The sequence below is a fragment of the Streptomyces sp. NPDC006309 genome (assembly GCF_040613095.1).
In the GTDB taxonomy this organism is placed as follows: Bacteria; Actinomycetota; Actinomycetes; order Streptomycetales; family Streptomycetaceae; genus Streptomyces.
The window spans coordinates 311560-335085 of record NZ_JBEXRO010000001.1 but is presented as its reverse complement, the minus strand read 5'-3'; the positions used below and the strand labels follow the sequence as shown (position 1 = coordinate 335085).

Here is a 23526-nt window from a genome sequence, read left to right as displayed (position 1 = left end):
GGCCGGATCAGCGGCGGGCGCGCACCCGCTGCCACACATAACCCGCCGCAGCCAGGACGAGCGTCATCGCGCCCGTCGAGTACAGCTGCACCCGGGTGTCCGGCTCCCGGGCCATCAGCACGAAGATCGCGGCCATGCCGGCCAGCGCGGCCCAGGTCAGCCACGGGAACGCCCACATGCGCACGACGAGCTTGTCCGGCGCCTCCCGCTCGATCCGGCGGCGCAGCAGCAGCTGCGAGACCGCGATGAAGATCCAGACCACCAGGATGACCGCGCCGATCATGTTCAGCAGCCAGCGGAAGATGTCGTCCGGACGCCAGTAGTTCAGCATCACGCAGACGAAACCGAGGACGCAGGAGGTGAGCACCGCGATCCGGGGGACCCCGCCGGAGAGCCGCGCCAGTGCCTTCGGGCCCTGGCCCCGCCCGACCAGCGAGTAGGCGATGCGCGAGGAGCCGTAGATGTTGGCGTTCATCGCGGACAGCAGGGCGACCAGGACGACCACGTTCATCAGCTGGCCCGCGCCGGGGATGCCCAGGTGGTCCAGGGTGGCCACGTACGGGCCCTTCTCCACGACCTCCTTGGAGTCCCACGGGACGAGCGTGACCACGACCGCCATGGAGCCGATGTAGAACAGGGCGATGCGCCACATCGCCGTGCGCACGGCGGACGCCACGCCCCGCACCGGGTCCTCCGACTCCGCCGCCGCGATGGTGACCGTCTCCAGGCCGCCGTACGCGAACACCGAGGCGAGCAGTCCGACCAGCAGGCCCTCGTTGCCGTGGGGCAGGAAGTCGGACAGATGCGAGGCGCCGGGGGAGTCCGTGCCCGGCAGCACGCCCGCGATGGCCAGCACGCCCAGGATCAGGAACAGGCTGATCGCGCCGACCTTCAGCGCCGCGAACCAGAACTCGAACTCGCCGAAGTTCTTCACGGCGGCCAGGTTCGCCCCGCAGAACACCACCATGAACAGCGCGACCCAGGCCCACTGCGGGGTGCCCGGCAGCCAGCCCTGCACGATGTGCGCGGCGCCGATGCCCTCCAGGCCGACGGCCGTGCACAGCAGCACCCAGAACGACCAGCCCGCCGCGAAGCCCGCCCACGGGCCGATCGCCCGCTCGGCGTGCGCCGAGAAGGAACCCGAGGACGGGTACACGGCCGACATCTCGCCCAGCATCCGCATCACCAGCATCACCAGGAGGCCGGAGAGGGCGTAGGCGATCACGATGGACGGGCCGGCCGCGGCGATCCCCGCCCCGGAACCGACGAACAGGCCCGCGCCGATGACCCCGCCGAGGGCGATCATCGACAGATGGCGCTGTTTGAGGCCGTGGGAGAGGGAGCCGTCCGTCTGCTGGTCCGGCGGCGTCTTCGTGGTCGTGCTGCTGGGCATGGGCGCGGCTCTCCCGGTCAAGGAAGGACAAAAACCCCGCCAGTCTGGGCGGCCCGTCCGCTTGCGCGAAGGGGCCGCCCACTATCCGGACATCCGCCGCACGCAGCGTGCAGGGACCGTCACGCCGCCACGGGCGTGTAGTGCGAGGCGTCGCCCTCGATCGAGTAGCTCTCCTTGCCCTCGATGCCGGCCGGGATGTCGCCGGCGACGGTCACCCGGTGCAGCCGGCGCGGCTGCCCGTCGTAGTTGTCGATGGCGTAGTGCTGGGTGATGCGGTTGTCGAAGAGGACCAGCTGCCGCTCCGACCAGCGCCAGCGCAGCACGTTCTCCGGGCGGGTGACGTACGACTGGAACAGCTCCAGGATCTTGCGGGACTCGCCGGCCGACAGACCCACGATCCGCTGCGCGAACCCGCCGACGAACAGCCCGCGCTCGCCGGTCAGCCGATGGACGCGGACCACCGGGTGGACGGTGCGGTACGTGATGGAGGTGAACCGGGCGCGCTGGGCGGCCCGCTCCTCGTCGATCTCCTCCTCCGGCACCACGTAGTCGTAGTCGTTGGTGTGCTCGGCCCACAGGGTGTCGGCGAAGCGGCGCAGCGGCTCGGGCAGGTCCCGGTAGGCGGCCGCCGCGTTCGCGATCAGGGTCTCGCCGCCGTACGGCGGGACGGTGATCGAGCGCAGGGTGCTGGCCTGCGGCGGGTTCAGCACGAACGTCACGTCGGTGTGCCAGTGGTTGGCCCGGCCCCGCTCGCTGTCCACGGGCAGCACGTTCGGGGCGCCGTCGACGGCACCGACCGTCGGGTGCGCGGTGGTCAGGTCGCCGAAGTGGCGGGCGAAGGCCTGCTGGCCCTCGTCGTCCAGGTCTCCGGCGTCGAAGACCAGCGCCTTGTGGGCGTTGAGGGCCTCGCGGAGCGCGGCGACCTGCTCCCGGGCGAGCGGCCGGGTGATGTCGACGCCGGTGACCCGGGCGCCGATGCGCGCGGTGACCTTGGTGATCTCCAGGGACATGACGGGTCCTTTCAGACGAGCGCGGGGGCGGGGGAGGAAGCGGCGGTCACGTACTGGTTGGCGGGGCGGGGCAGGCCGTAGCGCTCCCGCAGGGTCTGCCGGGGGCCGTACGCGGTGCGCAGCAGGCCCCGGGCGCGCAGGATCGGCACGACGTGCTCGACGAACGCCTCCAGGCCGGAGGGCAGCACGGCCGGCATGATGTTGAAGCCGTCGGCGGCGCCCTCGGTGAACCAGGTCCCGATCTGGTCGGCGACCTGTTCGGGCGTCCCGGCGAAGGTGAGGTGCCCGCGCCCGCCGCCGAGCCGGCCGATCAGCTGCCGGACGGTCAGCCTGTCGCGCCGGGCCAGCTCCACGACGAGCGTGTACCGGCTCTTGGCGCCCTCGACGGCCGACTCGGGCGGCAGGTCGGCGGGCAGCCGGGCGTCCAGCTCCAGCGTGCCGGGCTCCAGCTGGAGCAGGCTCTCCAGCCGGGCCACCCCGTGGTCGTACACGATGTGGTTCTCGAGGACCTGCTCGTTCGCCCGCGCCTCGGCCTGCGTGGACCCGAGGACGGGGACGATCCCGGGCAGCACCTTGACGTGCCGCGGGTCGCGCCCGGCCCGCTCGGTGCGCGCCTTGAGGTCGCGGTAGAAGGCCTGCGCGTCGGCGAGGGTCTGCTGCGCGGTGAACACGGTCTCCGCGTACCGGGCGGCGAACGCCTTGCCGTCCTCCGAGGAGCCGGCCTGGACCAGCAGCGGATAGCCCTGCGGGGTGCGCGGGACGTTGAGGGCGCCGGCGACGCTGAAGTACGTCCCCCGGTGCCGGGGCGGGTGGATCCTGCTGTCGTCGCCCCAGACACCGGCCGCCTTGTCGGCGACGACCGCGTCGTCCTCCCAGCTGTCCCAGAGTTTCAGGGCCACGTCGAGGAACTCGGCGGCTCGGGCGTACCGCTCGGCGTGCGCGGGCTCGTGCTCCAGCCCGAAGTTGCGGGCGGCCTCCGCGCCGGCGGTGGTGACGATGTTCCAGCCGGCCCGGCCGCCGCTGATGATGTCCAGCGAGGCGAACTTGCGGGCCAGGTTGTAGGGCGAGTTGTAGGAGGTGGAGGCGGTGGCGATCAGCCCGATGTGCTCGGTGGCCGTCGCCAGCGCGGTCAGCAGGGTGAGCGGTTCCAGGGCGCCGGCCGGCCGCTGGGCGAGGTTGCTCCACAGCTGGGGGCCGTCGGCGAGGAAGAGGGAGTCGAAGGTGCCGCGTTCGGCGGTCCGCGCCAGCCTGACGTAGTGGGCGAGGTCGACGTGGGCGTACGGGTCGCTCTCCGGCAGCCGCCACGACGCCTCGTGGTGGCCGGTGTCCATCAGGAACGCGTTCAGGTGGAGCTGTCGGGTGGTCACCGGTGGTCCTCCGTGACACCGAGGGCGGCCAGCAGCCGCTCGCGGTACTCGCCCAGCACCGGCTCCCGGTAGGAGCGCGGGTGGGGACGGTCGATGGTCAGGTCGAGGCCGATCCGGCCCTCGTCCAGGACGAGGACCCGGTCGGCGAGCACGATCGCCTCGTCGACGTCGTGGGTGACGAGCAGTACGGAGGGCCGGTGGCGCTTCCACAGCTCGCGCAGCAGGTGGTGCATCCGGATCCGGGTCAGCGCGTCCAGCGCGCCGAAGGGCTCGTCGGCGAGCAGTAGTTCGGGCTCGCGGACCAGGGAGCGGGCGAGTGCGGCGCGCTGGGCCTCGCCGCCGGACAGCTGGCCCGGCCAGGCCCGCTCGCGGCCCTTCAGCCCGACCTCCGCCAGCGCCGCCCGGCCGCGTTCTTCGGCGTCCTTGCCGTCCAGGCCGAGCAGGACGTTGTCCAGCACCCGGCGCCAGGGCAGCAGCCGGGAGTCCTGGAACACCACCGAGACCCTCTCCGGCGCGGTGAGCCGGCCGCTGCCGGCCACCCCGTGGTCCAGGCCGGCCACCGCCCGCAGCAGGGTGGACTTGCCGGAGCCGCTGTGCCCGAGCAGGGCGGTGAACTGGCCGGCGGGCAGGTCGAGGTCGATGCCGTCCAGGACGGTACGGCCCTCGAACGACCGGGTCAGGCCCCTCAGCCGGACGGCGGGCCGGGTCAGTTGCTCAGTGTGCGGCGCCACGACAGCACCCTCCGTTCGATCAGACGGACCACGCTGTCGGAGACGAGGCCGAAGACGCCGTAGATGAGCAGGCCGACCAGGATGACGTCGGTCCGGCCGTAGTTCTGCGCCTGGAACATCAGGTAGCCGAGCCCGCTGGTGGCGTTGATCTGCTCCAGCACCACCAGACCCAGCCAGGAGCCGGTCACCCCGAGCCGGAGTCCCACGAAGAATCCGGGCAGCGCGCCGGGGACGACCACCTGGCGGACGAAGGCGAGCCGTGACAGGCCCTGCACCTCGGCGAGTTCGACGAAGCGGCTGTCGATGCCGGACAGCGCGGCGTGCGTGTTCAGGTAGATCGGGACGTAGACGACGATCGCGATGATGGCGATCTTGAACGTCTCCCCGATGCCCAGCCAGAGGATGAACAGCGGGATCAGCCCGAGGGTGGGTATCGCCCGGTTGAGCTGCACCGTGCCGTCGATCAGCGCCTCCCCGGTCCGGCTCAGGCCGGCGGCGAGGGCGAGCAGCACCCCGGCGGTCAGTCCGATCGCGAAGCCGTAGCCGGCCCGTTCCAGGGAGGTCAGCACATCGGTGGGCAGCGTGCCGTCGGTCCACAGGTGGCCGGCGGTCCGCAGGACGGTCCAGGGCGCGGGGATCGCGCCCGGGTCGAGCTGCCCGGCGGCCGAGGCGCCGGCCCACAGGGCGAGCACCACCAGCGGTCCGGTCAGCCGGGCGGCGGGCAGCCGGCGGCCGGGGGAGAGGCGGCGGCGCCTGCGGACCTGGGGGAGTTCCCCGGCCGCTGCCGCCGGCGGCGCGGTCGTCGTCGTGGTCACGGTGGTCACCTCCGGTACTCCTCGGGTACGGCCTTGGCGGCGATGGACTCGAAGCGGTGGTCGAAGAGGGAGGACACGTCGAACTTCTTCACGAAGCCGCCCTCGGCGAGCAGGTCGGCGGTCTCCTGCTCCCACTTGACGGCCTCGTCCCAGCTGGGCGGGAAGAGCGGCTTGTTGGCGAGGGCGGTGATGGACCTGGCCTGGTCGAGGCTGAGGTTCTGCGTCTTGACGAAGAACTCCTCGTTCCACACGTCCGGGTGCTCGTACTGCCACACCTGGCCCCTGGCCCACTCGGGGATGTAGGCGGCGATCGCGGCGGCCTTCGCCGGGTCGTCCAGCACGGACTGCGGGGCCCACAGCAGGTTGAGCAGGTCGACGACGTCGGTCTTGATGGCGTGGGCGCCCTTGCCCCCGTACTGCTTCAGGTACGCCGGGGCCTGGTTGTTGGCGAGCGGGGCGATGTCGACCTGGCCGGACTGGAGGGCGGTCAGGAACTGGTTGCTGGTCAGCGGGACCAGTGTCACGTCGTCGTACTTCAGGCCCGCCTGCTTCAGCGCCCGCAGCAGGACGACGCCCTGGGCCTGCCCCTGGGAGAAGGCGAGCCGCTTGCCCCGGAAGCCCGCGACCGTGCGGATGTCGCTGCCCGGCTTGGTGGCGAAGAGGTAGTTGGGCCTGCGGGTGACGTCGATCGCGACGATCTTGGCGTCGAAGCCCTGGTAGTGCGCCTGGATCGGCGGGATGCCCGCGTTGTTGGCGACGTCCAGGGACCTGGCGCGGAAGGCGTTGATGACATCCGGGCCCGCCCCGATGTTCGCCCAGCTCGACACCGTGAACGGCAGCCGGGGCAGCTTCGCCAGCCGGAACTGCAACTGCTGCACGTTCTGGTACGAGGCGATCTTCAGACTGGTGCCGGCCGGAACCTTGCCGGCGAGCGGCTTCGTGGCCGCGCCCCGGGTGGCGGCGGTGGCCTCGCCGTCGGCGCAGCCGCTGAGACCCGCCACGGCGGCGGACGCGCCGAGCAGGGAGGTGAGAAAGACACGACGGTGCATGGGAGCACTCCCTGGGAGGGGGAAAAGAAAAGGCAGAAAGAATTCCGGGCGGGCAGGCCGGAAGAAGGAAAAACACGCAACGGAAACACGCGCTTCATGCGCGGCAATGTGTCAGCAACAGAAGGTGCGACAGCTCGTATGCGTGTCCATGACCAGGATGTTCCCGGTCATGGACGGCCCCTGTCAACATTCCGAGTTTCTGAATTAAATAGCCTCAGGTGACGCGCCCAGCGGATCCCGGAACAAAGTGTCCAGGGCCACCGAACCGCCCGCCGTCGCCAGTACGTGGTCCGGGAAACTCGTCGGCAGGACGTGCGCCGAACGGGTGGTGCCCACCGCCTCCCGCAACGCGCCGAGGCAGCCCTCGACGTGCGTCACCCCGACCTCGGTCACCACGACCGTCTCCGGGTTCAGCACGTCCAGCAGCAGCCCGGCCGCCCGCCCGGTCATCCGCGACCGCTCCACCAGCAGCCGCCGGGCCACCGCGTTCCCGGCCGTCGCCGCGGCCACCACGTGCATGGGATTGGCCGAGTCGGTCACCCCGGCCGCCCGCGCCCGCCGGCACAGCGTCCGCTCGCTCAGCTCGGCCTGGAGGCAGCCGGTACCGCCGCACGCGCACGGCTCGGTGCCGCCCGGCACCGGCAGATGGCCGATCGCCCCGGCCGCCGAACGCGGCCCGTGGTGCACCTCGTCGTTGGTGGCGAAGGCCGCGTCCACCACGTTGCCCACGAACAGGTGCAGCACGCTGCGGCTGCCCCGGGCCCGCCCGAACAGCCGCTCCCCGTTCACCAGCGCCCGCGCGTGCCCGTCCACGTGGACCGGCAGACCCGTGCGGGCGCCGAGCAGCTCCCGCACCGGCACGTCCCGCCAGCCCAGCAGCTCGTGCTCGACCACGGTGCCCGTCTCCCGGTCCACCCAGCCGCCCACCGCCACCCCGACCGCCAGCGGGCGCCGGTCCGGCACGCCGGCGAGCAGCGCCCCGAGTCCCTCGGCGGCCCGCGCCAGCACCCGGCCGGGATCGGTGCGTTCGTGCCTCAGCTCCCGCCGGGCCACCACCCGGCCGCGCAGATCGAGCAGGGCGACCGTGGTGTACGGCACGGCCACGTGCACCCCGGCGACCAGGAAGCGGGCGTCGTCCAGGTCGACGGGGACGTGCGGCCGGCCGACCCCGCCCGAGCGGCGGGGGGCGGCCGACTCGCGGATCAGGCCGAGGCCGGTGAGCCGGGCGCAGTGCTCGGTCACCGACGCGGGTGACAGGCCGGTCAGCCGGGCGATGGTGCTGCGCGCCACCGGGCCGTGCTCCAGGACGGAGCGCAGCACGAGGCTGGCGCTGGTGCGCCGCCGGTCGCTGTCGGCGGCACGCGGAACGGGGGAGACAAGGGTGGATGCCGCACTGCGGGGCATGGAGAACCGTCCTCGGGAACGGGGCCGACACGTCACGGAGGACAGGGGCGTGCCGGGGCCCGTCCCTATCCGGGACGGCGACAGGTGGCCGTGCCCTGGCGTCGCAGGTCGACATAGCGACGCGAGGTGAAGTACCGGGCCTGGGCAACCATGGGAGCGAAGCTAGCAAAACGCCCCCGCGCTGCCCAGACGCCGACCGACGGGCGAGACGGGGACCCCGACGGCTTTTGGTGGATCCCTACAGTCGACGGCCCGGGCGGGCGAGTGAGCGAAGCTGCCCTGCCTCAGTGACCGGTATCACGCCCGCACAGGTGTCGGCGGCCTCCTTTGTGCGAAGCGCACCAAGCGGCCGTTCCTCCCTTTGTCGAGCGCCGACGGTGATCGGCGCGCGGACGCTGGGATAGCGTCGCGGTGTCCCGACATGTCCACACCACCTCGCGGAGTCCCCATGAGCACCGCCACCGCCATCGCCCGCCCCGGCGCAGTCCTCGCCGACCTGCTCCCCGCGTCCCGCGTCCGCGACGCGGCCCTCGTCCTCGGCGGTGCCGCGCTCACCGGCCTCGCGGCCCAGCTGTCGGTCCAGGTGCCCGGCTCCCCGGTGCCGGTGACGGGCCAGACCTTCGCCGCGCTGCTCGTCGGCACCACGCTCGGCGCCCGCCGCGGCTTCCTCTCCCTCGCCCTGTACGCGGTCGCCGGTGTGGCCGGCGTGCCGTGGTTCGCGGGCGGTGCCTCCGGCACGGGCCTGGTCTCCTTCGGCTACGTCCTCGGCATGCTGCTGGCCTCCGCCCTCGTCGGCGCCCTGGCCCGGCGCGGCGCCGACCGCTCCCCGCTGCGCACGGCGGGCACGATGATCCTCGGCGAGGCCGTCATCTACGCCGTCGGCGTGCCGTACCTGGCCCTGGCCGCCCACCTGTCCGCGTCCCAGGCGGTCGCGGCCGGTCTCACCCCGTTCCTCCTCGGTGACGCCCTCAAGGCGGCCCTGGCGATGGGCGCGCTGCCCACCGCCTGGAAGCTCGTCGGCGAGCGCTGAGGCACCGGGAACGCGGCAGGGCCGCACCACCCGGCGCGAACCGGGGGTGCGGCCCTGCCGCTCGTGCTGCCGGGGTCAGCCGACGGACACCTTGTCGGACGGCGCACCGGCCGCCGCGGGCGCGCGGCGCGCGGCGAGCCGCTCCTTCACCAGGGCGATCACCAGCACCACGGCCGCCACCAGCAGCGACAGCAGCACGGTCTCGCGGCCGTCGTGCTCGGTGTCGAACAGCATGTAGATCAGGACACCCACGATCAGCGTGGCCGTCGCCCAGGTCAGGTACGGGTACAGCCACATCCGCACGATGAGCTTCTCCGGCGCCTCCCGCTGGATGATCTTGCGCATCCGCAGCTGCGAGAAGCAGATGACCAGCCACACGAACAGGGCGACCGCGCCGGAGGAGTTGACGAGGAAGAGGAAGATCTTGTCCGGGGACAGGTAGTTGAAGAAGACGGCGACGAAGCCGAACACCACGGACGCGAGGATCGCCGTCAGCGGCACGCCCCGGCTGTTGACCCGCGCGAACGCCTTCGGGGCGTCACCGCGCTCGCCGAGCGAGAAGGCCATCCGGGAGGCCGTGTACAGGCCGGAGTTGAGACAGGACAGCACCGAGGTCAGCACGATGACGTTCATGATCTCGCCGGCGTGCGCGATGCCCAGCGAGTTCAGGGCGGCGACGTAGGAGCCGTCCTTCGCGATGGACGCGTCGTTCCACGGCAGCAGCGTGACCACCATGAGGATCGAGCCGAGGTAGAAGACGCCGATCCGCCAGATGATGCTGTTGGTCGACTTGGTGACCGCCCGCTGCGGGTCCTCGGACTCGCCGGCCGCCAGGGTCGCGATCTCGCTGCCCATGAAGGAGAAGACGACCAGCAGGACACCGGTGAGGATCGCGCCGGGGCCGTGCGGCAGGAAGCCGCCGTGCGAGGTGAGGTTGCCGAAGGATGCCTTGTCGGCGTGGACGCCCGGCAGCACGCCGAACACGGCGAGCAGGCCGATGACGATGAACGCGCCGATCGCCACGACCTTGATGCCGGCGAACCAGAACTCGAACTCGCCGTAGGAGCCGACGGAGACCAGGTTGGTCGCGGTCAGCACGGTCATCACGATGAGTGCCCAGCCCCACTGCGGGACGGCCGGCACCCATCCTTCGAGGATCTTCGCGCCGGCGGTCGCCTCGACGGCGAGCACGACGACCCAGAAGAACCAGTACAGCCAGCCGATGGAGAACCCGGCCCAGCGGCCCAGCGCACGGTCGGCGTGCGCGGAGAACGAGCCGGAGGTCGGATTCGCGGCGGACATTTCGCCGAGCATGCGCATCACCAGCACGACGAGCGTGCCGACGAGGGCGTAGGACAAGAGGATGCCGGGGCCCGCGGTGGCGATACCGGAACTGGAGCCGACGAAGAGGCCGGCTCCGATGACGCCACCGATCGCGATCATCGTCAGGTGGCGGTTCTTGAGTCCTGCTTGGAGGCCCGAACCAGGGGTCATGGACGGATTTCCTTTGCGCCAGGTGGAGCTGCCCGTACGAGCGGTGTACGAGTCGGTCCAGTGAATCTGAGGCCAACCAAATCGGGAACCTCTGAATCCGGATTGTTACCTGAGGTTTCCTTGAGGTTCTATGGTGTCCCTCACAGTTCCGGGCCCTCTTCGCACGCCGGCACCCGGGGCTGCTGCCCCGGAAGGGGCGTGTCACACTCGTGGCATGCGCGTGTACCTCGGCTCCGACCATGCGGGCTACGAACTCAAGAACCACCTCGTCGAGTGGCTGAAGGCCGCCGGCCACGAGCCCGTCGACTGCGGGCCCCACCTCTACGACGCCCAGGACGACTACCCGCCGTTCTGCCTGCGCGCCGCGGAGAAGGCGGCGGCCGACCCGGACGCCCTCGGTGTCGTGATCGGCGGCTCCGGCAACGGCGAGCAGATCGCCGCGAACAAGGTCAAGGGCGTGCGCGCCGCGCTGGCCTGGAGCGAGGAGACGGCGTCGCTCGGCCGCCAGCACAACGACGCCAACGTGGTGGCCGTCGGCGCGCGCATGCACAGCACCGAGGAGGCGACCAGGTTCGTCGAGGTCTTCCTCGCCACCCCGTTCTCCGGCGACGAGCGCCACATCCGCCGCATCGACATGCTGGCGGCGTACGAGACCACGGGCGACCTCCCGCCGATCCCCGCCCACCACCCGCAGCAGGACTGAACGCTCCCCGGGAGCAGGCGGAACCTCAGGAGGGGAAGGAACGGCGACCGTGCCAGAGGGGCACACGATCCACCGGCTGGCACAGGACTACGCCGCCCGCTTCCTGGGCACGGCCCCGCGGGTCACCAGCCCCCAGGGCAAGTTCTCCGACGCCGCCGCCCTCCTGGACCGCACCGGGCTGACCGCCACCGAGGCCCACGGAAAGCACCTCTTCCTGGGCTTCCGGGACGCCGACTGGGTCCACATCCACCTCGGCCTCTTCGGCAAGGTCGGCTTCGGTGACGCTCCCGCGCCCCCGCCCACGGACACCGTCCGGCTCCGGCTCGCGCACGACACGGCCTACGTCGACCTGCGCGGCCCCACCACCTGCGCCCTGATCACGGACGCCGAGAAGCGGGCCGTCCACGACCGGCTCGGCCCCGACCCGCTCCGCGAGGACGCCGGCCCCGGCGCCGCGTACCGGCGGATCTCCCGCAGCCGTACGACGATCGCCGCCCTGCTCATGGACCAGAAGGTGGTCGCCGGCGTCGGCAACGTCTACCGCGCCGAGGTCCTCTTCCGGCACGGCATCGACCCCTACCGGGCCGGCCGGGACATCACCCCGGCCGAGTGGGACGCCCTCTGGGCGGACCTGGCCGCGCTGATGCGCGAGGGGGTACGGAACAACCGGATCGACACCGTCCGTCCGGAGCACACCCCCGAGGCGATGGGCCGCCCGCCCCGCGTGGACGACCACGGCGGCGAGGTGTACGTCTACCGGCGCGCCACTCTGCCCTGCCACGTCTGCGGTGAGCGGATCCGCACCGCCGGCCTCGCCGCCCGCAACCTCTTCTGGTGCCCCGGCTGCCAGCGACGCTGACGTGGGCCGCGCTGCGGCCGGCCGGGGCAGCGCCGCCGGTGACGCCGGCGGCCGTGGGGCGACCCGGGCCCCGCCCTCGCACCGGACACGGGCGCCGGTGCCGTCAGAAGCCGTGCGGCAGCCACGGGGCCACCGCCGAGCCGAACGCCACCGACGCCTCCGCCAGCGCCCCCGCCCGCAGCTCCCGCACCCGCCCGGCCGCCGCCAGCGACAGCAGGCTCACCCCGCCGAGGTAGGCCGCGCCCAGCTCCCGTACGGACAGGGCGAGACCGGCCGCGTCGGCCGTCCGCTCGCAGCTCGCGCCCTTCGCGTCACCCGTCAGCCGCCAACGCCCCGCGTTCCACGGGCAGAAGGCGTCCGCCACCTCGAACACGACATCCACCGGCGCCAGATAGGTGCGCGCCGACAGGGCCGGCCCCACGTCCACCAGCCGCACATAGGCGTCATCACCCAGCCGCGGCTTGCAGCGGCGGGTGTCGGAGACCAGGTACCGCCAGGCGTCGTCCACCGGCCGAGACCGCACCGACAGCGTCGTCATCAGGTCGATGCCGAACAGGAAACGCCACAGCGCGGCCTCGGTCACGGGATCGAGCGCGGCCAGGGCCCGCAGGTGCACCGTGCCGTCGGCACCGCTCTCGTTCCAGCCGCCGCGGGTATGGAAGCGGACGTAACCGCTGGTCCTGCCGTCCCGTTCGGCGACCACGCACCGCAGCGCCGACCCGCCCTCGCGCCTGCTCTCCGGGTCGAGCAGCCCGGCCCGCTCCCAGCCGGGCCGACGGGCCAGCATGCCCGGCCGCCCCGGCACCAGGGCCGCGTACACGGCCTCGCAGGCGTCCAGGACTTCGGCCGGCTCCGCGTACCGCAGCCGCACCGCGTCGGTACCGGCCGGCACGTCCAGCGTCACCCGGCCCGTGTCGATCTCCGCGCCGACCCGGAAGGTCGCCGCGCCGTATCCGAAACGGCCGTAGATGGCCGGCTCCGACGCGGTCAGCACCGCGAGCGGCTCGCCCAGCGCGCGGACGTCGTCCAGCTGGCGGCGCATCATCGAGGTGAGCACCCCGCGCCGGCGGTGGGTGGCCGCCACGCCCACCATCGTCACCCCGGCCGTGGGCACCGCGGCCCCGCCCGGCACGGTCATCCGGAAGCTGAACGCCCCCGCCGTGCCGACGACCGCGTCCCCGTCCCAGACGGCTAGAGAACGGTCGAACTCGGTCAGGGACCGGTCCAGCGCCCGTTCCTCGGCCGGCGCCGGCCCCGCACCGAAGGACCGGTACAAGGCGTCGTACCACCGGTCCCACTCGTCCTCGCGCAGCACCCTCGGCCCGGTCTCGCGGTCAGTCCCCATGGGCCATGCCTATCAGGGCGGTTGGGGACGGGCCAGCGAATATCCCCCGGCACACACCGGTACCCGGTACGCGGCGGACGGCGAAGCGGAGCCTCGCACGGGGGACAAGTGGGACCTCCCGTGCCAAGCGGCCGGTCCGCTGGATAGGGTCCCGGACTAATGGCAGCAGGACGAGCGCGGCGTGCGAAGGCCGAGACGTTCACGGCCCGGTGGAAGATCCAGTGGCACCGGGCCCGCGTCGGGCTGCGCAGAAGCGCCGTGGACTACTTCCGCGGCGACGGCTCCGACTGGATCGCCTTCGCCGGACTGGTCCTGACCGTCCCCCTCCTCGCGGCCATGACCCTGGTCGACTCGGTGTGGTGCTCACCGGCCACCCTGGTGCTGCCCATCGTCGCGGGCGGCCTGCTGCTGCGCCCGGCCAGCCTGCTCGGCCTGTACGCGGCGGCGGCCACCGCGCTGATCGTGGAGTCGGTGCGGCTCGGCCCGTACACCGAGGGACCCTCCCGGGTCACCCCGGGCATAGTCCTGGTGGTCGCCGCCTGCGGCTTCTTCGGGCTGCTCACCGCGCAGTTCCGCAGCCGGGTCGGCGTGCCCTGGCGGCGCGGCGGCACCATGCTGTTCGACCTGCGCGAGCGGATCCGTGTGCAGAGCAAGCTGCCCGAACTGCCGCGTGGCTGGCACCACGAGATGGCGCTGCGCCCGGCCGGCGGCCAGTCCTTCTCCGGTGACTTCGTCGTCGCGGCCCGCACGAACGGCGGCCGGACCCTGGAGGTCGTGCTCACCGACGTGTCCGGCAAGGGCATGGACGCCGGCTCGCGCGCCCTGCTGCTGTCCGGTGCCTTCGGCGGCCTCCTCGGCTCCCTGCCCCCGCACGCCTTCCTCCCGGCCGCCAACGGCTATCTCCTGCGCCAGGACTGGGACGAGGGGTTCGCCACCTCCATCCACCTCGTCCTGGACCTCGACTCGGGGGACTACGAGCTGTACTCCGCCGGCCATCCGCCGGGGCTCCAGCTCAGCGCGGGCAGCGGACGCTGGGAGGAGAAGGCCGCGGAGGGGCCCCTGCTCGGTGTGTACGACGGCGCCCAGTTCGACCCCGTGAAGGGCTCGCTGCGGCCCGGAGACGTGCTGATGCTGTTCACCGACGGGCTGGTGGAGACCTCCGAACGGGACATCGTGGAGGGCATCGACCGCCTCACCGGCGAGGCCGACCGCTATGTCGCAGGCGGCTTCCACGGCGCGGCCTGGCACCTCATCGAGGCGGTCGCCAAGGACGTCAACGACGACCGGGCGCTGCTGCTGATCTGTCACGAGGCCTCGGCGAACGCCCGCTGAGCCCCCGTCGCCGACCCCGGCACCGCCGCGCGCGGACCCGGGGGACACTGGGGCCATGACCCAGCTCACGCCGGCCGAGGTCGAGGCCCTCGCGCGCACCGCCCACCAGGGGCAGACCGACAAGGCGGGGCGGCCGTACGCCGAACACCTCGCGGCCGTCGCCGAGGGCGTACGCGCCCGCGGCGGTGACCCGGAACAGATCGCGGCGGCCTGGCTGCACGACGCCGTGGAGGACGACGCCCTGAGCGAGGAGTGGCTGGCGGACGCCGCGCTCTCCCCGCGGACCAAGGCGATCGTGCGCGCCCTCACCAGGCGGCCGGGAGAGCCGCCGGAGGCCTACGCGCGCCGCGTCCTCGCCACGCCGGGCGCGCGGCTGGTGAAGGAGGCCGACCTGGCGCACAACGCCGACCCCCGCCGCCTCGCGGCCCTCGACGCGCCGACCCGCGCCCGGCTCACCGCCAAGTACGCCCGGATGCGGGCCCTTCTCGGCCCGGACCCGCGGCCGGAAGCCGGGGCCGGACCGGAAGCGGAACGCGAGACGGAGCCGGAAGCGGAGCGGGCGGAGAGGCCGGTGACAAAGCGGTGAGCGGCACCGGGGACGGAACCGCTCAGACGCTGACCGTCCCGGGCGTCAGACGCTGACCGTCTCGCGCCGGCTCTGCCGCTCGCGGGCCTGCGCCGCCGCGTCCTGCCGGAACGCCCACTCCATCTTCGGCTCCATGGCGAAGCGGAACACGCGCCGCACGGGTTGGGTGCACAGCACCGTGACGACGGCGCCGGCGAGCACGGTCACCGCGATCTCACCGAGCGGGCGGTGCAGCCAGGGCTGCTCGAACCAGCCGCGGTACTCGCCGAGTTTCACCAGGAAGCCGTGGAGCAGATAGCCGTAGAGGGTGCCCGCGCCGAGCGTGGTGAACCACGTCGTCCGGCTCGGCACCCATGCGAAGAAGCAGGCCGTCAGCACCAGTGAGCAGCCCATCAGCGCGAGCGTCATCACCGGGCCGCACCACCAGGGGGCGCCCAGCTCCTGCGCGGCGTCACGGTGGTAGAACCAGGCGGTGTTCATCCGCGGCACCGCCCACCAGCCGACCGCCAGCGCCGCCGCGAACACCGGCACCGAGGCGATCCGCACCCAGCGGCGGCGCACCAGGTGGAAGTGCTCGGGCTTCATGCACAGGCCGAGCACGAAGTAGGGCAGGAACTGGAGGACGCGCTGGAGGTCGAGGTCGTCGCCGATGGCCGGGGAGACGGTGGCCAGCATGGCGAGGCCGAGGGCCAGGGGCAGCGGCCAGCGCACCAGCTTCCAGATGGGCGTCGTGAGCCGCCAGACGAACAGGGCGACCAGGAACCAGGTGAGGTACCAGGGATCGAGGAGGGTGATCTCCTCGTGGGAGCCGGTGACGAGGTTCTTGAAGAGCGGGTACGCCGACTCGAACAGGACGTACGGCACGACGACCCCGGTGATCAGCCGCTTCAGCCGGTCGGGGCGCATGTCGAAACTGCGGGAGAAGAAGCCGGAGATGATGATGAACGCCGGCATGTGGAAGGAGTACACGACGGTGTACACGCCCTCCAGGATCCGGCTGTCGCCCTTCAGCGGCTCCCAGGCGTGCCCCATCGCGACCAGCACGATGGCCAGGTACTTGGCGTTGTCGAAGAACGCGTCCCGCTGCCGGCCGGGTCTGTCCGCCCGTGTCCGCCGCTCCTGCGCGCTCACCGGGGTACGCGGGCCGGGCACTCCGTCCGCCGGCGGCTGTGCCGGGGGGAGTGGCCTGCGGTGCTGGCCGTGGGACGAGGCGGCGTCAAACATCTCAGGCACCCTAGCGTCGTCTGCGGCATTCCGTAAAACGCCCGCAGTCATTCGTGGTTATCACCCCCGGGTACCCACTGATTGGCGGAACGTGCCACCCCGGTCCATGTGATGGCTCGCCTGTGGATGCCGGCCGTTCACCCGTGATGTCCCGATTCATGCCGACTAATTGGGGCATACGCGGCCTCGGTGCCCCCAATTCGAATTACCTGCGCACGGAATGTGTGGACACGGAAACGAAGTAGGGGAATTCCGCCGGGAGTCGTGTGCCGGGCCCGGTCGAATTGCCGTACGGGGCGTCGCCCGCGGCGGTTTGCCGCCCGACGTTCTGTCACACGCCGCATAAGAAGGCCGGGTTGGTGGCACGATGGTCCTGGCGGGGGTGCGTGGCCGTACCTCCGGGCCGGGAGAGCGGACCGACCGAGGGTGGGATCAGTTGTGGCCATTTCACTGTCCGTGGTGCTGCTGTTGGCGGTCATCCTCGTGGTGCTGATCCGAGGGGGGAACATCAAGGCCGGCCCCGCCGTCGTCGCGATCCTCTTCGGCTTCTTCCTCGCCTCGACCACCATGGCGCCGTCCATCCGCCACTTCCTGAACTCGATAGCGGAATCGATCAACGCGATCAGATTCTGACCCGCCGGGCCCCGCGGCAGCGCGCGGCCCGGGAAAACGATCACGGCCGGGCGGGGGTCCACCTCCGCCCGGCCCTGAACCGTCCGCCGCCCCGCCCGCGTCACCAGGACTCGGCCTCCAGGAACAGCGTGGTCACCTCCGCGAGGAACCAGACGCAGAACGCCAGACACGCGAGCCACAGCCCCCACAGGACCCAGCGGGCCTCTCGTCGTATTCGCATGAGCGGATCATCCCCCCTCGCGGTCCCGGCCCCACTCGGCCGGCCTGCTCGGTGAGGGGCGGGCGACGGGGGACACGGCGGACCGGACGCCGGCTGCGGAAACGACTGGGGCCAGGCGGAGGAATGATCCTCCGACCTGGCCCTGAGTCATTAAGAGCGGGCGACGGGAATCGAACCCGCGTAGCTAGTTTGGAAGACTAGGGCTCTACCATTGAGCTACGCCCGCAGTGTCGCGCCGCAGGTCGGTGACCTCGGCACTGGAGGCATCGTAGCGGGTCGCCCGCCGCCGAGGCCAACGAGTTGCGCCCCCGGGGTGGCGCGCCCGCCGTCCAGGAGAATACGGCCGCCGGGAGGGGGCCGGGCATGTACCCTACGTGTCGCACCAGACGGGGTGTGGCGCAGCTTGGTAGCGCGTCCGCTTTGGGAGCGGAAGGCCGTGGGTTCAAATCCCGCCACCCCGACCATCAGGCTCTGACGTCGTGATGCCCGCCTTTTGGGGGCGCTGACCGGCTGCGGTTACTATGCAAGCTGCGCGCCCGTGTGTCCCGGCCCACTCGGCCTACGAACTCCTCCGGGCGGCTAGATCCGCCGGGACCAGTCTGGCTCCGGCAGAAACCAAGAAGTCAGCCACAAGGAGACCGAACCGTGAAGAGCGCCGTGGAGACCCTGAACCCGACCCGGGTTCGGCTCACTGTCGAGGTGCCCTTCGAGGAGCTCAAGGACAGCCTCGACGCGGCGTACAAGAAGATCAACCAGCAGGTCACGGTGAAGGGCTTCCGTAAGGGCAAGATCCCGGCCCGCGTGATCGACCAGCGGTTCGGCCGCGGTGCGGTGCTGGAGGAGGCCGTCAACGACGCGCTGCCCAAGTTCTACACCGAGGCGGTCAACGACGCCGACCTGAACCCCCTGGGCCAGCCCGAGGTCGACATCACCGAGCTGAAGGACGGCGAGACGCTGAACTTCACCGCCGAGGTCGACATCCGCCCGGCCCTGGAGATCCCGGACTACTCCGGTATCGAGGTCGAGGTCGACGCCGTCGAGGTCACCGACGAGGACATCGAGAAGTCGGTCGAGCAGCTGCGCGAGCGCTTCGCCTCGACCTCCCCGGTCGAGCGTGCCGCCGAGGAGGGTGACGTCGTCACCATCGACCTGGAGGCCAAGGTCGACGGCGAGGTCCTCGAGGACGGCATCGCCAACGGCGTCTCCTACACCATCGGCTCCGGTGAACTGCTGGACGGTATCGACGACGCCGTGAAGGGCCTGGAGGCCGGTGGCGAGGCCACCTTCACCTCCGAGCTGAAGGGCGGCTCCGCCGCGGGCAAGGAGGCCGAGGTCACCGTCAAGGTCACCCAGGTCGCCGCCCGCGAACTGCCCGAGCTGGACGACGAGTTCGCGCAGCTCGCTTCGGAGTTCGACAACCTGGAGGAGCTGAGGGCCGACAGCCGTAAGCGCCTCGCGAACATGAAGCAGTTCGACCAGGCCACGCAGGCCCAGGAGCGCGTCCTGGAGAAGCTGCTGGAGCTGGTGGAGGTCCCGGTCCCCGAGAAGCTCCTCGAGGACGAGATCAACACCCGCAAGCACAACCTGGAGCACCACCAGCTCGGCCAGATGGGCCTGACCCTCGACAAGTACCTGGAGATCCAGGGCAAGACCGCCGAGGAGTTCGAGACCGAGACCCGCGAGGCCGCGGTCAAGGGCATCAAGACCCAGTTCGTCCTGGACGAGCTGGTCAAGAAGGAGCAGCTCAACGTCAACCAGGAGGAGCTCACCGAGCACCTCATGCGGCGTGCGGCCTCCTCCGGCATGTCCCCCGACCAGTTCGCCCAGGCCGTCGTCGAGGGTGGCCAGGTGCCGCTCCTCGTCGGCGAGGTCGCCCGCGGCAAGGCCCTGGCCGTCGTGGTCGAGTCCGCCACGGTGAAGGACACCAACGGCGAGATCGTCGACCTGGACGACGAGGAGGAGACCGAGGAGGCGCCGGCCGAGGCCGCCGCCACCGAGGCCACCACCGAGGAGAAGGCCGACGAGAAGACCGAGGAGAGCACCGAGGGCTGAGTCCCGCGGCGCCTCTGACGCACGCACGACGGGCCCCGGGGACCTTCCCCGGGGCCCGTCGGCGTACGGGGCCGGCCGCCCGGCCGCGTGCCGCGGCGACGGCCGCGCCACGCCCGGGAACCGCGCCGGTGCCCGGGTGGAGCCTCTACGCCCCCGGCGAACACCCCCATCTCCGGGATTCCCCGGGGGGACCTGAGCGTTAGGGTCCATGAATACGGGGGCAGGGGAGTCTCCTGAAGCCCCCCGCCAAGCCTCCGGCAGGACGACGTGAGACGGCCCGGCGCCGTCGTAAGACGAGCAGGTGGATACGTGACGAATCTGATGCCCTCCGCCGCCGGCGAGCCTTCCTTCGGTGGTGGCCTCGGCGACCAGGTCTACAACCGGCTGCTCAACGAGCGGATCGTCTTCCTCGGCCAGCAGGTCGACGACGACATCGCCAACAAGATCACCGCACAGCTGCTGCTCCTGGCCGCCGACCCGGAGAAGGACATCTACCTCTACATCAACAGCCCCGGTGGCTCGGTGACGGCCGGCATGGCGATCTACGACACCATGCAGTACATCCCGAACGACGTGGTCACGATCGCGATGGGCATGGCGGCCTCGATGGGCCAGTTCCTGCTCACCGGCGGCGCCGCGGGCAAGCGCTTCGCGCTGCCCCACGCCGACATCATGATGCACCAGGGCTCCGCCGGTCTCGGCGGTACGGTCTCCGACATCAAGATCCAGGCCGAGTACCTGCTGCGCACCAAGAGGCGCATGGCCGAGCTGACCGCGCGGCACTCGGGCCAGTCGGTCGAGGCGATCATCCGCGACGGCGACCGCGACCGCTGGTTCACCCCGGAAGAAGCCAAGGAGTACGGTCTCATCGACGAGATCATCACGCACGCCTCGGGTGTTCCGGGAGGCGGCGGCACCGGCGCCTGACCGGCCCGGCCACGCCACGCACCGCCTAGACCCCAGCCCCCAGAACGCCACCAGGACGGTGAACACCCCATGAGCAACTTCCCCGGCGCCGCCAACGGCATGTACGAAGGGCCCCGCCCGGACAACCGTTACGTCATCCCGCGGTTCGTCGAGCGCACCTCCCAGGGCATCCGCGAGTACGACCCGTACGCGAAGCTCTTCGAGGAGCGCGTGATCTTCCTGGGCGTCCAGATCGACGACGCCTCGGCCAATGACGTCATGGCGCAGCTGCTGTGCCTGGAGTCGATGGACCCGGACCGGGACATCTCCATCTACATCAACAGCCCCGGCGGCGACATGACCGCCCTCACGGCGATCTACGACACGATGCAGTTCGTGAAGCCGGACATCCAGACGGTCTGCATGGGCCAGGCGGCGTCCGCCGCGGCCATCCTGCTGGCCGCCGGTACGCCCGGCAAGCGCATGGCGCTGCCGAACTCCCGCGTGCTGATCCACCAGCCGGCCGGCTCCACCGGCCGCGGCCAGCTCTCCGACCTGGAGATCATCGCCAACGAGTTCACCCGGATGCGTGAGCAGCTGGAGGACATGCTGGCCAAGCACACCAGCCGGCCGATCGAGAAGATCCGCGAGGACATCGAGCGCGACAAGATCCTCACGGCCGAGGAGGCGCTGGAGTACGGCATCGTCGACCAGATCATCTCCACCCGCAAGCTGAACAACAGCGAGATCCGCTGAGGCGGAACGCTGCACTCTGAGCCCTCTTGGCACGGTGCACGTCAAAGTGAACCCTGCCAAGGGGGGCCCGAACACCCGGCCCGGCAAGGTACCGTCGGACATAAGGCAGCACCAGGAGTCGCTGGACTCGTAAGCGTCCAGGCGGCTCCCAGGCGAAGGGGAAGCACACCGTGGCACGCATCGGTGACGGCGGCGATCTGCTCAAGTGCTCGTTCTGCGGCAAGAGCCAGAAGCAGGTCAAGAAGCTCATCGCAGGGCCCGGTGTATACATCTGCGACGAGTGCATCGATCTCTGTAACGAGATCATCGAGGAGGAACTCGCCGAGACCAGCGAGGTGCGCTGGGAGGAGCTGCCCAAGCCCCGCGAGATCTACGAGTTCCTCGAGGGCTACGTGGTCGGCCAGGAGGCCGCCAAGAAAGCCCTCTCCGTCGCGGTGTACAACCACTACAAGCGGGTCCAGGCGGGCGAGAACGGCGGCGGGAGCGGCCGGGACGACGCAATCGAGCTGGCGAAGTCCAACATCCTCCTGCTGGGCCCCACGGGCTCCGGCAAGACCCTCCTCGCGCAGACCCTGGCGCGCATGCTGAACGTCCCCTTCGCGATCGCCGACGCGACGGCGCTGACCGAGGCGGGCTACGTCGGCGAGGACGTCGAGAACATCCTGCTGAAGCTGATCCAGGCGGCGGACTACGACGTCAAGAAGGCCGAGACCGGGATCATCTACATCGACGAGATCGACAAGGTCGCCCGCAAGAGCGAGAACCCGTCGATCACCCGGGACGTCTCCGGCGAGGGTGTGCAGCAGGCCCTGCTGAAGATCCTGGAGGGCACCACGGCCTCCGTCCCGCCGCAGGGCGGCCGCAAGCATCCCCACCAGGAGTTCATCCAGATCGACACGACGAACGTGCTGTTCATCGTGGGCGGCGCCTTCGCGGGCCTGGAGAAGATCATCGAGTCCCGGGCCGGCGCCAAGGGCATCGGCTTCGGCGCGACGATCCTGTCCAAGCGCGAGCTGGAGGCGAAGGACGTCTTCGAGGACATCATGCCGGAGGACCTGGTCAAGTTCGGCATGATCCCCGAGTTCATCGGCCGCCTCCCCGTGATCACCAGCGTCCACAACCTGGACCGCGAGGCGCTGCTGAAGATCCTCGTGGAGCCCCGCAACGCGCTCGTCAAGCAGTACGAGCGCCTCTTCGAACTCGACGGTGTGGAGCTGGACTTCGAGCGTGAGGCGCTGGAGGCCATCGCCGACCAGGCCATCCTCCGCCAGACCGGCGCCCGCGGCCTGCGCGCCATCATGGAGGAAGTCCTCCAGGGCGTGATGTACGAGGTCCCGTCCCGCAAGGACGTCGCCCGCGTCGTCATCACCGCCGACGTGGTCCTCTCCAACGTCAACCCGACCCTCATCCCGCGCGACGCCCGGGGCCGGGGCCCGGGGGAGCAGAAGACGGCGTGACCGCTTGCACGCGAAGGGGCCCCGGCGACCGGCCGGGGCCCCTTCGCATGTCCTGCTGCGGCGTCAGGCCTTGACGCGGACCTCGTTGCGGAACTTGGCCGTCAGCTCGGCGTCGGCCGCCGGGTCGCTGCTCCGGCCGGAGGCGAGGGTGGCGATGTCCATCGGCATGACCATGCCGAGCGTGCTCTTGTCGCCCCAGATGCAGACGTCGAACGTCATCTCCTTGGGGCCCCCGGACGAGCTGCTGGGGTTCTGGCCCTTGATCTGCTGGCACTTGAGGACCGCCCCGCCCAGGGCGGCGGGCTTGTACTGCTTCGGCTCGCCCACCAGGCCGACGCCGTCGGCGCTCTCCTTGGTGCTCTCCTTCTTCATGTAGGCGAACATCGCGTCGACGGCCTTCTCGGGATCGTCGATCGAGCCGTACACCCCGCCGAACTTGATCTGCTTCTTGCTCAGCGGGTTGGCCGGGTCACCGGACTCGTAGTCGGCGGTGACGTCCTTGGGGTTGTGCACGCCCCACTTCTCGGCGTCCCTGAGGTCGCTCGACGTCATGCTGTCCGACTGGCTCTTGGCCTTCTTGTACTCGCTCAGCACCGTCGGCGGAGTCGTCAGCTTGTGCGGTCCGTCGTCCGCGACACCGCCGCCGTCCTTGCCGCCCAGCACGAAGTACGCGCCCACCGCCACGGCGGCCACCACGGCCACCGCGCCGATGATCAGGCCCGTCTTCTTCTTCCCCCCGCCCGCCTGCGGCGCCTGCGGCGCGGCGTACGCCGGCTGCTGGCCGTAGGGGGCCTGCTGCTGGCCGTACGCGCCGGGCTGCTGCGGCGCGCCCTGCTGCGGGTAGCCGTAGCCGGGCTGCGGGGCGGGAGGGGCCTGCTGGGGATAGCCGTAGCCGGGCTGCGGAGCCTGCGGCTGCTGGCCGTAGGGGCCCGGCTGGCCGTACGGGCCAGGCTGCCCCGGCTGGCCGTACGGGCCCGGCTGCTGGGGCGGCTGGCCGTACGGGCCCGGCTGGTTGTGGCTCATTGCTGGGGTCCCCTCCAGAAGCTTATGTGTTCACGACATCCTGGCCCAGGCCCGGAATACCCACGGCACCGGGGGCCGCACCGTTACAGAACAAACCCGTTTCGGGACGGCCCCGTGACACCCCTAAACTGAGCCCC

General features: G+C 71.2%; 21 protein-coding genes and 2 tRNA genes. 11 read left to right on the top strand and 12 right to left on the bottom strand.

The window, feature by feature from the left end; all coding sequences use genetic code 11:
* Positions 1-7: 7 nt before the first annotated feature.
* The 7 genes from ABZ117_RS01510 to ABZ117_RS01480 form a co-directional block, all read right to left on the bottom strand.
* The gene (locus ABZ117_RS01510) at positions 8-1393 is read right to left on the bottom strand and encodes an amino acid permease (RefSeq protein WP_356816328.1); all 1386 of its coding nucleotides are present in this window, start codon (positions 1391-1393) and stop codon (positions 8-10) included.
* Positions 1394-1512: 119 nt separating this feature from the next.
* Positions 1513-2403, bottom strand: coding sequence for a TauD/TfdA family dioxygenase (locus ABZ117_RS01505; protein WP_356816327.1), 891 nt, complete (start codon positions 2401-2403; stop codon positions 1513-1515).
* 11 nt (positions 2404-2414) lie between these two features.
* A complete protein-coding gene (locus ABZ117_RS01500; protein ID WP_356816326.1) occupies positions 2415-3770 on the bottom strand; it encodes an LLM class flavin-dependent oxidoreductase in 1356 nt (451 codons plus the stop codon).
* Positions 3767-4501, bottom strand: coding sequence for an ABC transporter ATP-binding protein (locus ABZ117_RS01495; protein WP_356816325.1), 735 nt, complete (start codon positions 4499-4501; stop codon positions 3767-3769). The genes ABZ117_RS01500 and ABZ117_RS01495 overlap by 4 nt, the downstream gene beginning before the upstream one ends.
* Complete coding sequence (locus tag ABZ117_RS01490; protein WP_356816324.1) at positions 4477-5325, bottom strand: ABC transporter permease; 849 nt, start codon at positions 5323-5325, stop codon at positions 4477-4479. The genes ABZ117_RS01495 and ABZ117_RS01490 overlap by 25 nt, the downstream gene beginning before the upstream one ends.
* Positions 5322-6365: an ABC transporter substrate-binding protein gene (locus ABZ117_RS01485; protein WP_356816323.1), complete on the bottom strand. Its 1044-nt coding sequence runs from the start codon at positions 6363-6365 to the stop codon at positions 5322-5324. The genes ABZ117_RS01490 and ABZ117_RS01485 overlap by 4 nt, the downstream gene beginning before the upstream one ends.
* A 204-nt stretch (positions 6366-6569) precedes the next feature.
* Positions 6570-7769, bottom strand: coding sequence for an ROK family transcriptional regulator (locus ABZ117_RS01480; protein ID WP_356816322.1), 1200 nt, complete (start codon positions 7767-7769; stop codon positions 6570-6572).
* A 448-nt stretch (positions 7770-8217) separates the two neighbouring features.
* Between ABZ117_RS01480 and ABZ117_RS01475 the strand changes: the two genes are divergently transcribed.
* Positions 8218-8799, top strand: coding sequence for a biotin transporter BioY (locus ABZ117_RS01475; protein ID WP_356816321.1), 582 nt, complete (start codon positions 8218-8220; stop codon positions 8797-8799).
* Positions 8800-8874: 75 nt separating this feature from the next.
* Here the strand turns inward: ABZ117_RS01475 and ABZ117_RS01470 are convergent, their stop codons facing one another.
* Positions 8875-10293 carry an amino acid permease gene (locus ABZ117_RS01470; RefSeq protein WP_356816320.1) on the bottom strand — a complete coding sequence of 473 codons (1419 nt, stop codon included), beginning with the start codon at positions 10291-10293 and terminating at the stop codon, positions 8875-8877.
* Between the two features lie 214 nt (positions 10294-10507).
* Here ABZ117_RS01470 and ABZ117_RS01465 point away from each other — a divergent pair, with 214 nt between their 5' ends.
* The gene (locus ABZ117_RS01465; RefSeq protein WP_356816319.1) at positions 10508-10996 is read left to right on the top strand and encodes a ribose-5-phosphate isomerase; all 489 of its coding nucleotides are present in this window, start codon (positions 10508-10510) and stop codon (positions 10994-10996) included.
* Positions 10997-11045: 49 nt separating this feature from the next.
* A complete protein-coding gene (locus tag ABZ117_RS01460) occupies positions 11046-11855 on the top strand; it encodes a DNA-formamidopyrimidine glycosylase family protein (RefSeq protein WP_356816318.1) in 810 nt (269 codons plus the stop codon).
* A 103-nt stretch (positions 11856-11958) separates the two neighbouring features.
* On the opposite strand, the gene ABZ117_RS01455 is transcribed toward ABZ117_RS01460, so the two are convergent.
* Positions 11959-13200: a GNAT family N-acetyltransferase gene (locus ABZ117_RS01455; protein WP_356816317.1), complete on the bottom strand. Its 1242-nt coding sequence runs from the start codon at positions 13198-13200 to the stop codon at positions 11959-11961.
* 159 nt (positions 13201-13359) lie between these two features.
* Here ABZ117_RS01455 and ABZ117_RS01450 point away from each other — a divergent pair, with 159 nt between their 5' ends.
* A complete protein-coding gene (locus tag ABZ117_RS01450; protein WP_356816316.1) occupies positions 13360-14532 on the top strand; it encodes a PP2C family protein-serine/threonine phosphatase in 1173 nt (390 codons plus the stop codon).
* Between the two features lie 55 nt (positions 14533-14587).
* Complete coding sequence (locus ABZ117_RS01445) at positions 14588-15118, top strand: HD domain-containing protein (RefSeq protein WP_356816315.1); 531 nt, start codon at positions 14588-14590, stop codon at positions 15116-15118.
* Between the two features lie 45 nt (positions 15119-15163).
* On the opposite strand, the gene ABZ117_RS01440 is transcribed toward ABZ117_RS01445, so the two are convergent.
* Positions 15164-16342 (bottom strand): acyltransferase family protein, encoded by a 1179-nt coding sequence (locus ABZ117_RS01440; RefSeq protein ID WP_356816314.1) that lies wholly within the window; start codon positions 16340-16342, stop codon positions 15164-15166.
* A gap of 438 nt (positions 16343-16780) precedes the next feature.
* Here ABZ117_RS01440 and ABZ117_RS01435 point away from each other — a divergent pair, with 438 nt between their 5' ends.
* Positions 16781-16975 (top strand): hypothetical protein, encoded by a 195-nt coding sequence (locus ABZ117_RS01435; RefSeq protein ID WP_356816313.1) that lies wholly within the window; start codon positions 16781-16783, stop codon positions 16973-16975.
* A 375-nt stretch (positions 16976-17350) separates the two neighbouring features.
* On the opposite strand, the gene ABZ117_RS01430 is transcribed toward ABZ117_RS01435, so the two are convergent.
* Positions 17351-17421, bottom strand: a tRNA-Gly gene (locus ABZ117_RS01430).
* A gap of 161 nt (positions 17422-17582) precedes the next feature.
* Between ABZ117_RS01430 and ABZ117_RS01425 the strand changes: the two genes are divergently transcribed.
* From ABZ117_RS01425 to clpX, 5 genes are all read left to right on the top strand, one after another.
* Positions 17583-17659 (top strand) — tRNA-Pro (locus ABZ117_RS01425).
* 181 nt (positions 17660-17840) lie between these two features.
* On the top strand, positions 17841-19247 hold the full coding sequence (gene tig, locus ABZ117_RS01420) for a trigger factor (RefSeq protein ID WP_356816312.1): 1407 nt from the start codon (positions 17841-17843) through the stop codon (positions 19245-19247).
* Between the two features lie 321 nt (positions 19248-19568).
* Positions 19569-20174 carry an ATP-dependent Clp protease proteolytic subunit gene (locus tag ABZ117_RS01415; protein WP_356816630.1) on the top strand — a complete coding sequence of 202 codons (606 nt, stop codon included), beginning with the start codon at positions 19569-19571 and terminating at the stop codon, positions 20172-20174.
* 69 nt (positions 20175-20243) lie between these two features.
* Positions 20244-20909 carry an ATP-dependent Clp protease proteolytic subunit gene (locus ABZ117_RS01410; protein WP_356816311.1) on the top strand — a complete coding sequence of 222 codons (666 nt, stop codon included), beginning with the start codon at positions 20244-20246 and terminating at the stop codon, positions 20907-20909.
* Between the two features lie 170 nt (positions 20910-21079).
* Positions 21080-22366 (top strand): ATP-dependent Clp protease ATP-binding subunit ClpX, encoded by a 1287-nt coding sequence (clpX, locus tag ABZ117_RS01405; protein WP_356816310.1) that lies wholly within the window; start codon positions 21080-21082, stop codon positions 22364-22366.
* Positions 22367-22429: 63 nt separating this feature from the next.
* Here clpX and ABZ117_RS01400 read toward each other — a convergent pair whose 3' ends face one another.
* Entirely contained in the window at positions 22430-23389 is a 960-nt protein-coding gene (locus ABZ117_RS01400) for a hypothetical protein (RefSeq protein ID WP_356816309.1), read from the bottom strand.
* Between the last annotated feature and the right edge of the window lie 137 nt (positions 23390-23526).

What these genes read in the sequence shown, in the direction of transcription:
- ABZ117_RS01445 (WP_356816315.1), top strand. Translation starts at nt 14,588, where the DNA reads ATGACCCAGCTCACGCCGGCCGAGGTCGAGGCCCTCGCGCGCACCGCC.
- ABZ117_RS01475 (WP_356816321.1), top strand. Translation starts at nt 8,218, where the DNA reads ATGAGCACCGCCACCGCCATCGCCCGCCCCGGCGCAGTCCTCGCCGAC.
- ABZ117_RS01455 (WP_356816317.1), bottom strand. Translation starts at nt 13,200, where the DNA reads ATGGGGACTGACCGCGAGACCGGGCCGAGGGTGCTGCGCGAGGACGAG.
- ABZ117_RS01400 (WP_356816309.1), bottom strand. Translation starts at nt 23,389, where the DNA reads ATGAGCCACAACCAGCCGGGCCCGTACGGCCAGCCGCCCCAGCAGCCG.
- ABZ117_RS01450 (WP_356816316.1), top strand. Translation starts at nt 13,360, where the DNA reads ATGGCAGCAGGACGAGCGCGGCGTGCGAAGGCCGAGACGTTCACGGCC.
- ABZ117_RS01415 (WP_356816630.1), top strand. Translation starts at nt 19,569, where the DNA reads ATGCCCTCCGCCGCCGGCGAGCCTTCCTTCGGTGGTGGCCTCGGCGAC.
- ABZ117_RS01470 (WP_356816320.1), bottom strand. Translation starts at nt 10,293, where the DNA reads ATGACCCCTGGTTCGGGCCTCCAAGCAGGACTCAAGAACCGCCACCTG.
- ABZ117_RS01505 (WP_356816327.1), bottom strand. Translation starts at nt 2,403, where the DNA reads ATGTCCCTGGAGATCACCAAGGTCACCGCGCGCATCGGCGCCCGGGTC.
- ABZ117_RS01480 (WP_356816322.1), bottom strand. Translation starts at nt 7,769, where the DNA reads ATGCCCCGCAGTGCGGCATCCACCCTTGTCTCCCCCGTTCCGCGTGCC.
- ABZ117_RS01440 (WP_356816314.1), bottom strand. Translation starts at nt 16,342, where the DNA reads ATGTTTGACGCCGCCTCGTCCCACGGCCAGCACCGCAGGCCACTCCCC.
- ABZ117_RS01410 (WP_356816311.1), top strand. Translation starts at nt 20,244, where the DNA reads ATGAGCAACTTCCCCGGCGCCGCCAACGGCATGTACGAAGGGCCCCGC.
- ABZ117_RS01510 (WP_356816328.1), bottom strand. Translation starts at nt 1,393, where the DNA reads ATGCCCAGCAGCACGACCACGAAGACGCCGCCGGACCAGCAGACGGAC.
- ABZ117_RS01485 (WP_356816323.1), bottom strand. Translation starts at nt 6,365, where the DNA reads ATGCACCGTCGTGTCTTTCTCACCTCCCTGCTCGGCGCGTCCGCCGCC.
- ABZ117_RS01465 (WP_356816319.1), top strand. Translation starts at nt 10,508, where the DNA reads ATGCGCGTGTACCTCGGCTCCGACCATGCGGGCTACGAACTCAAGAAC.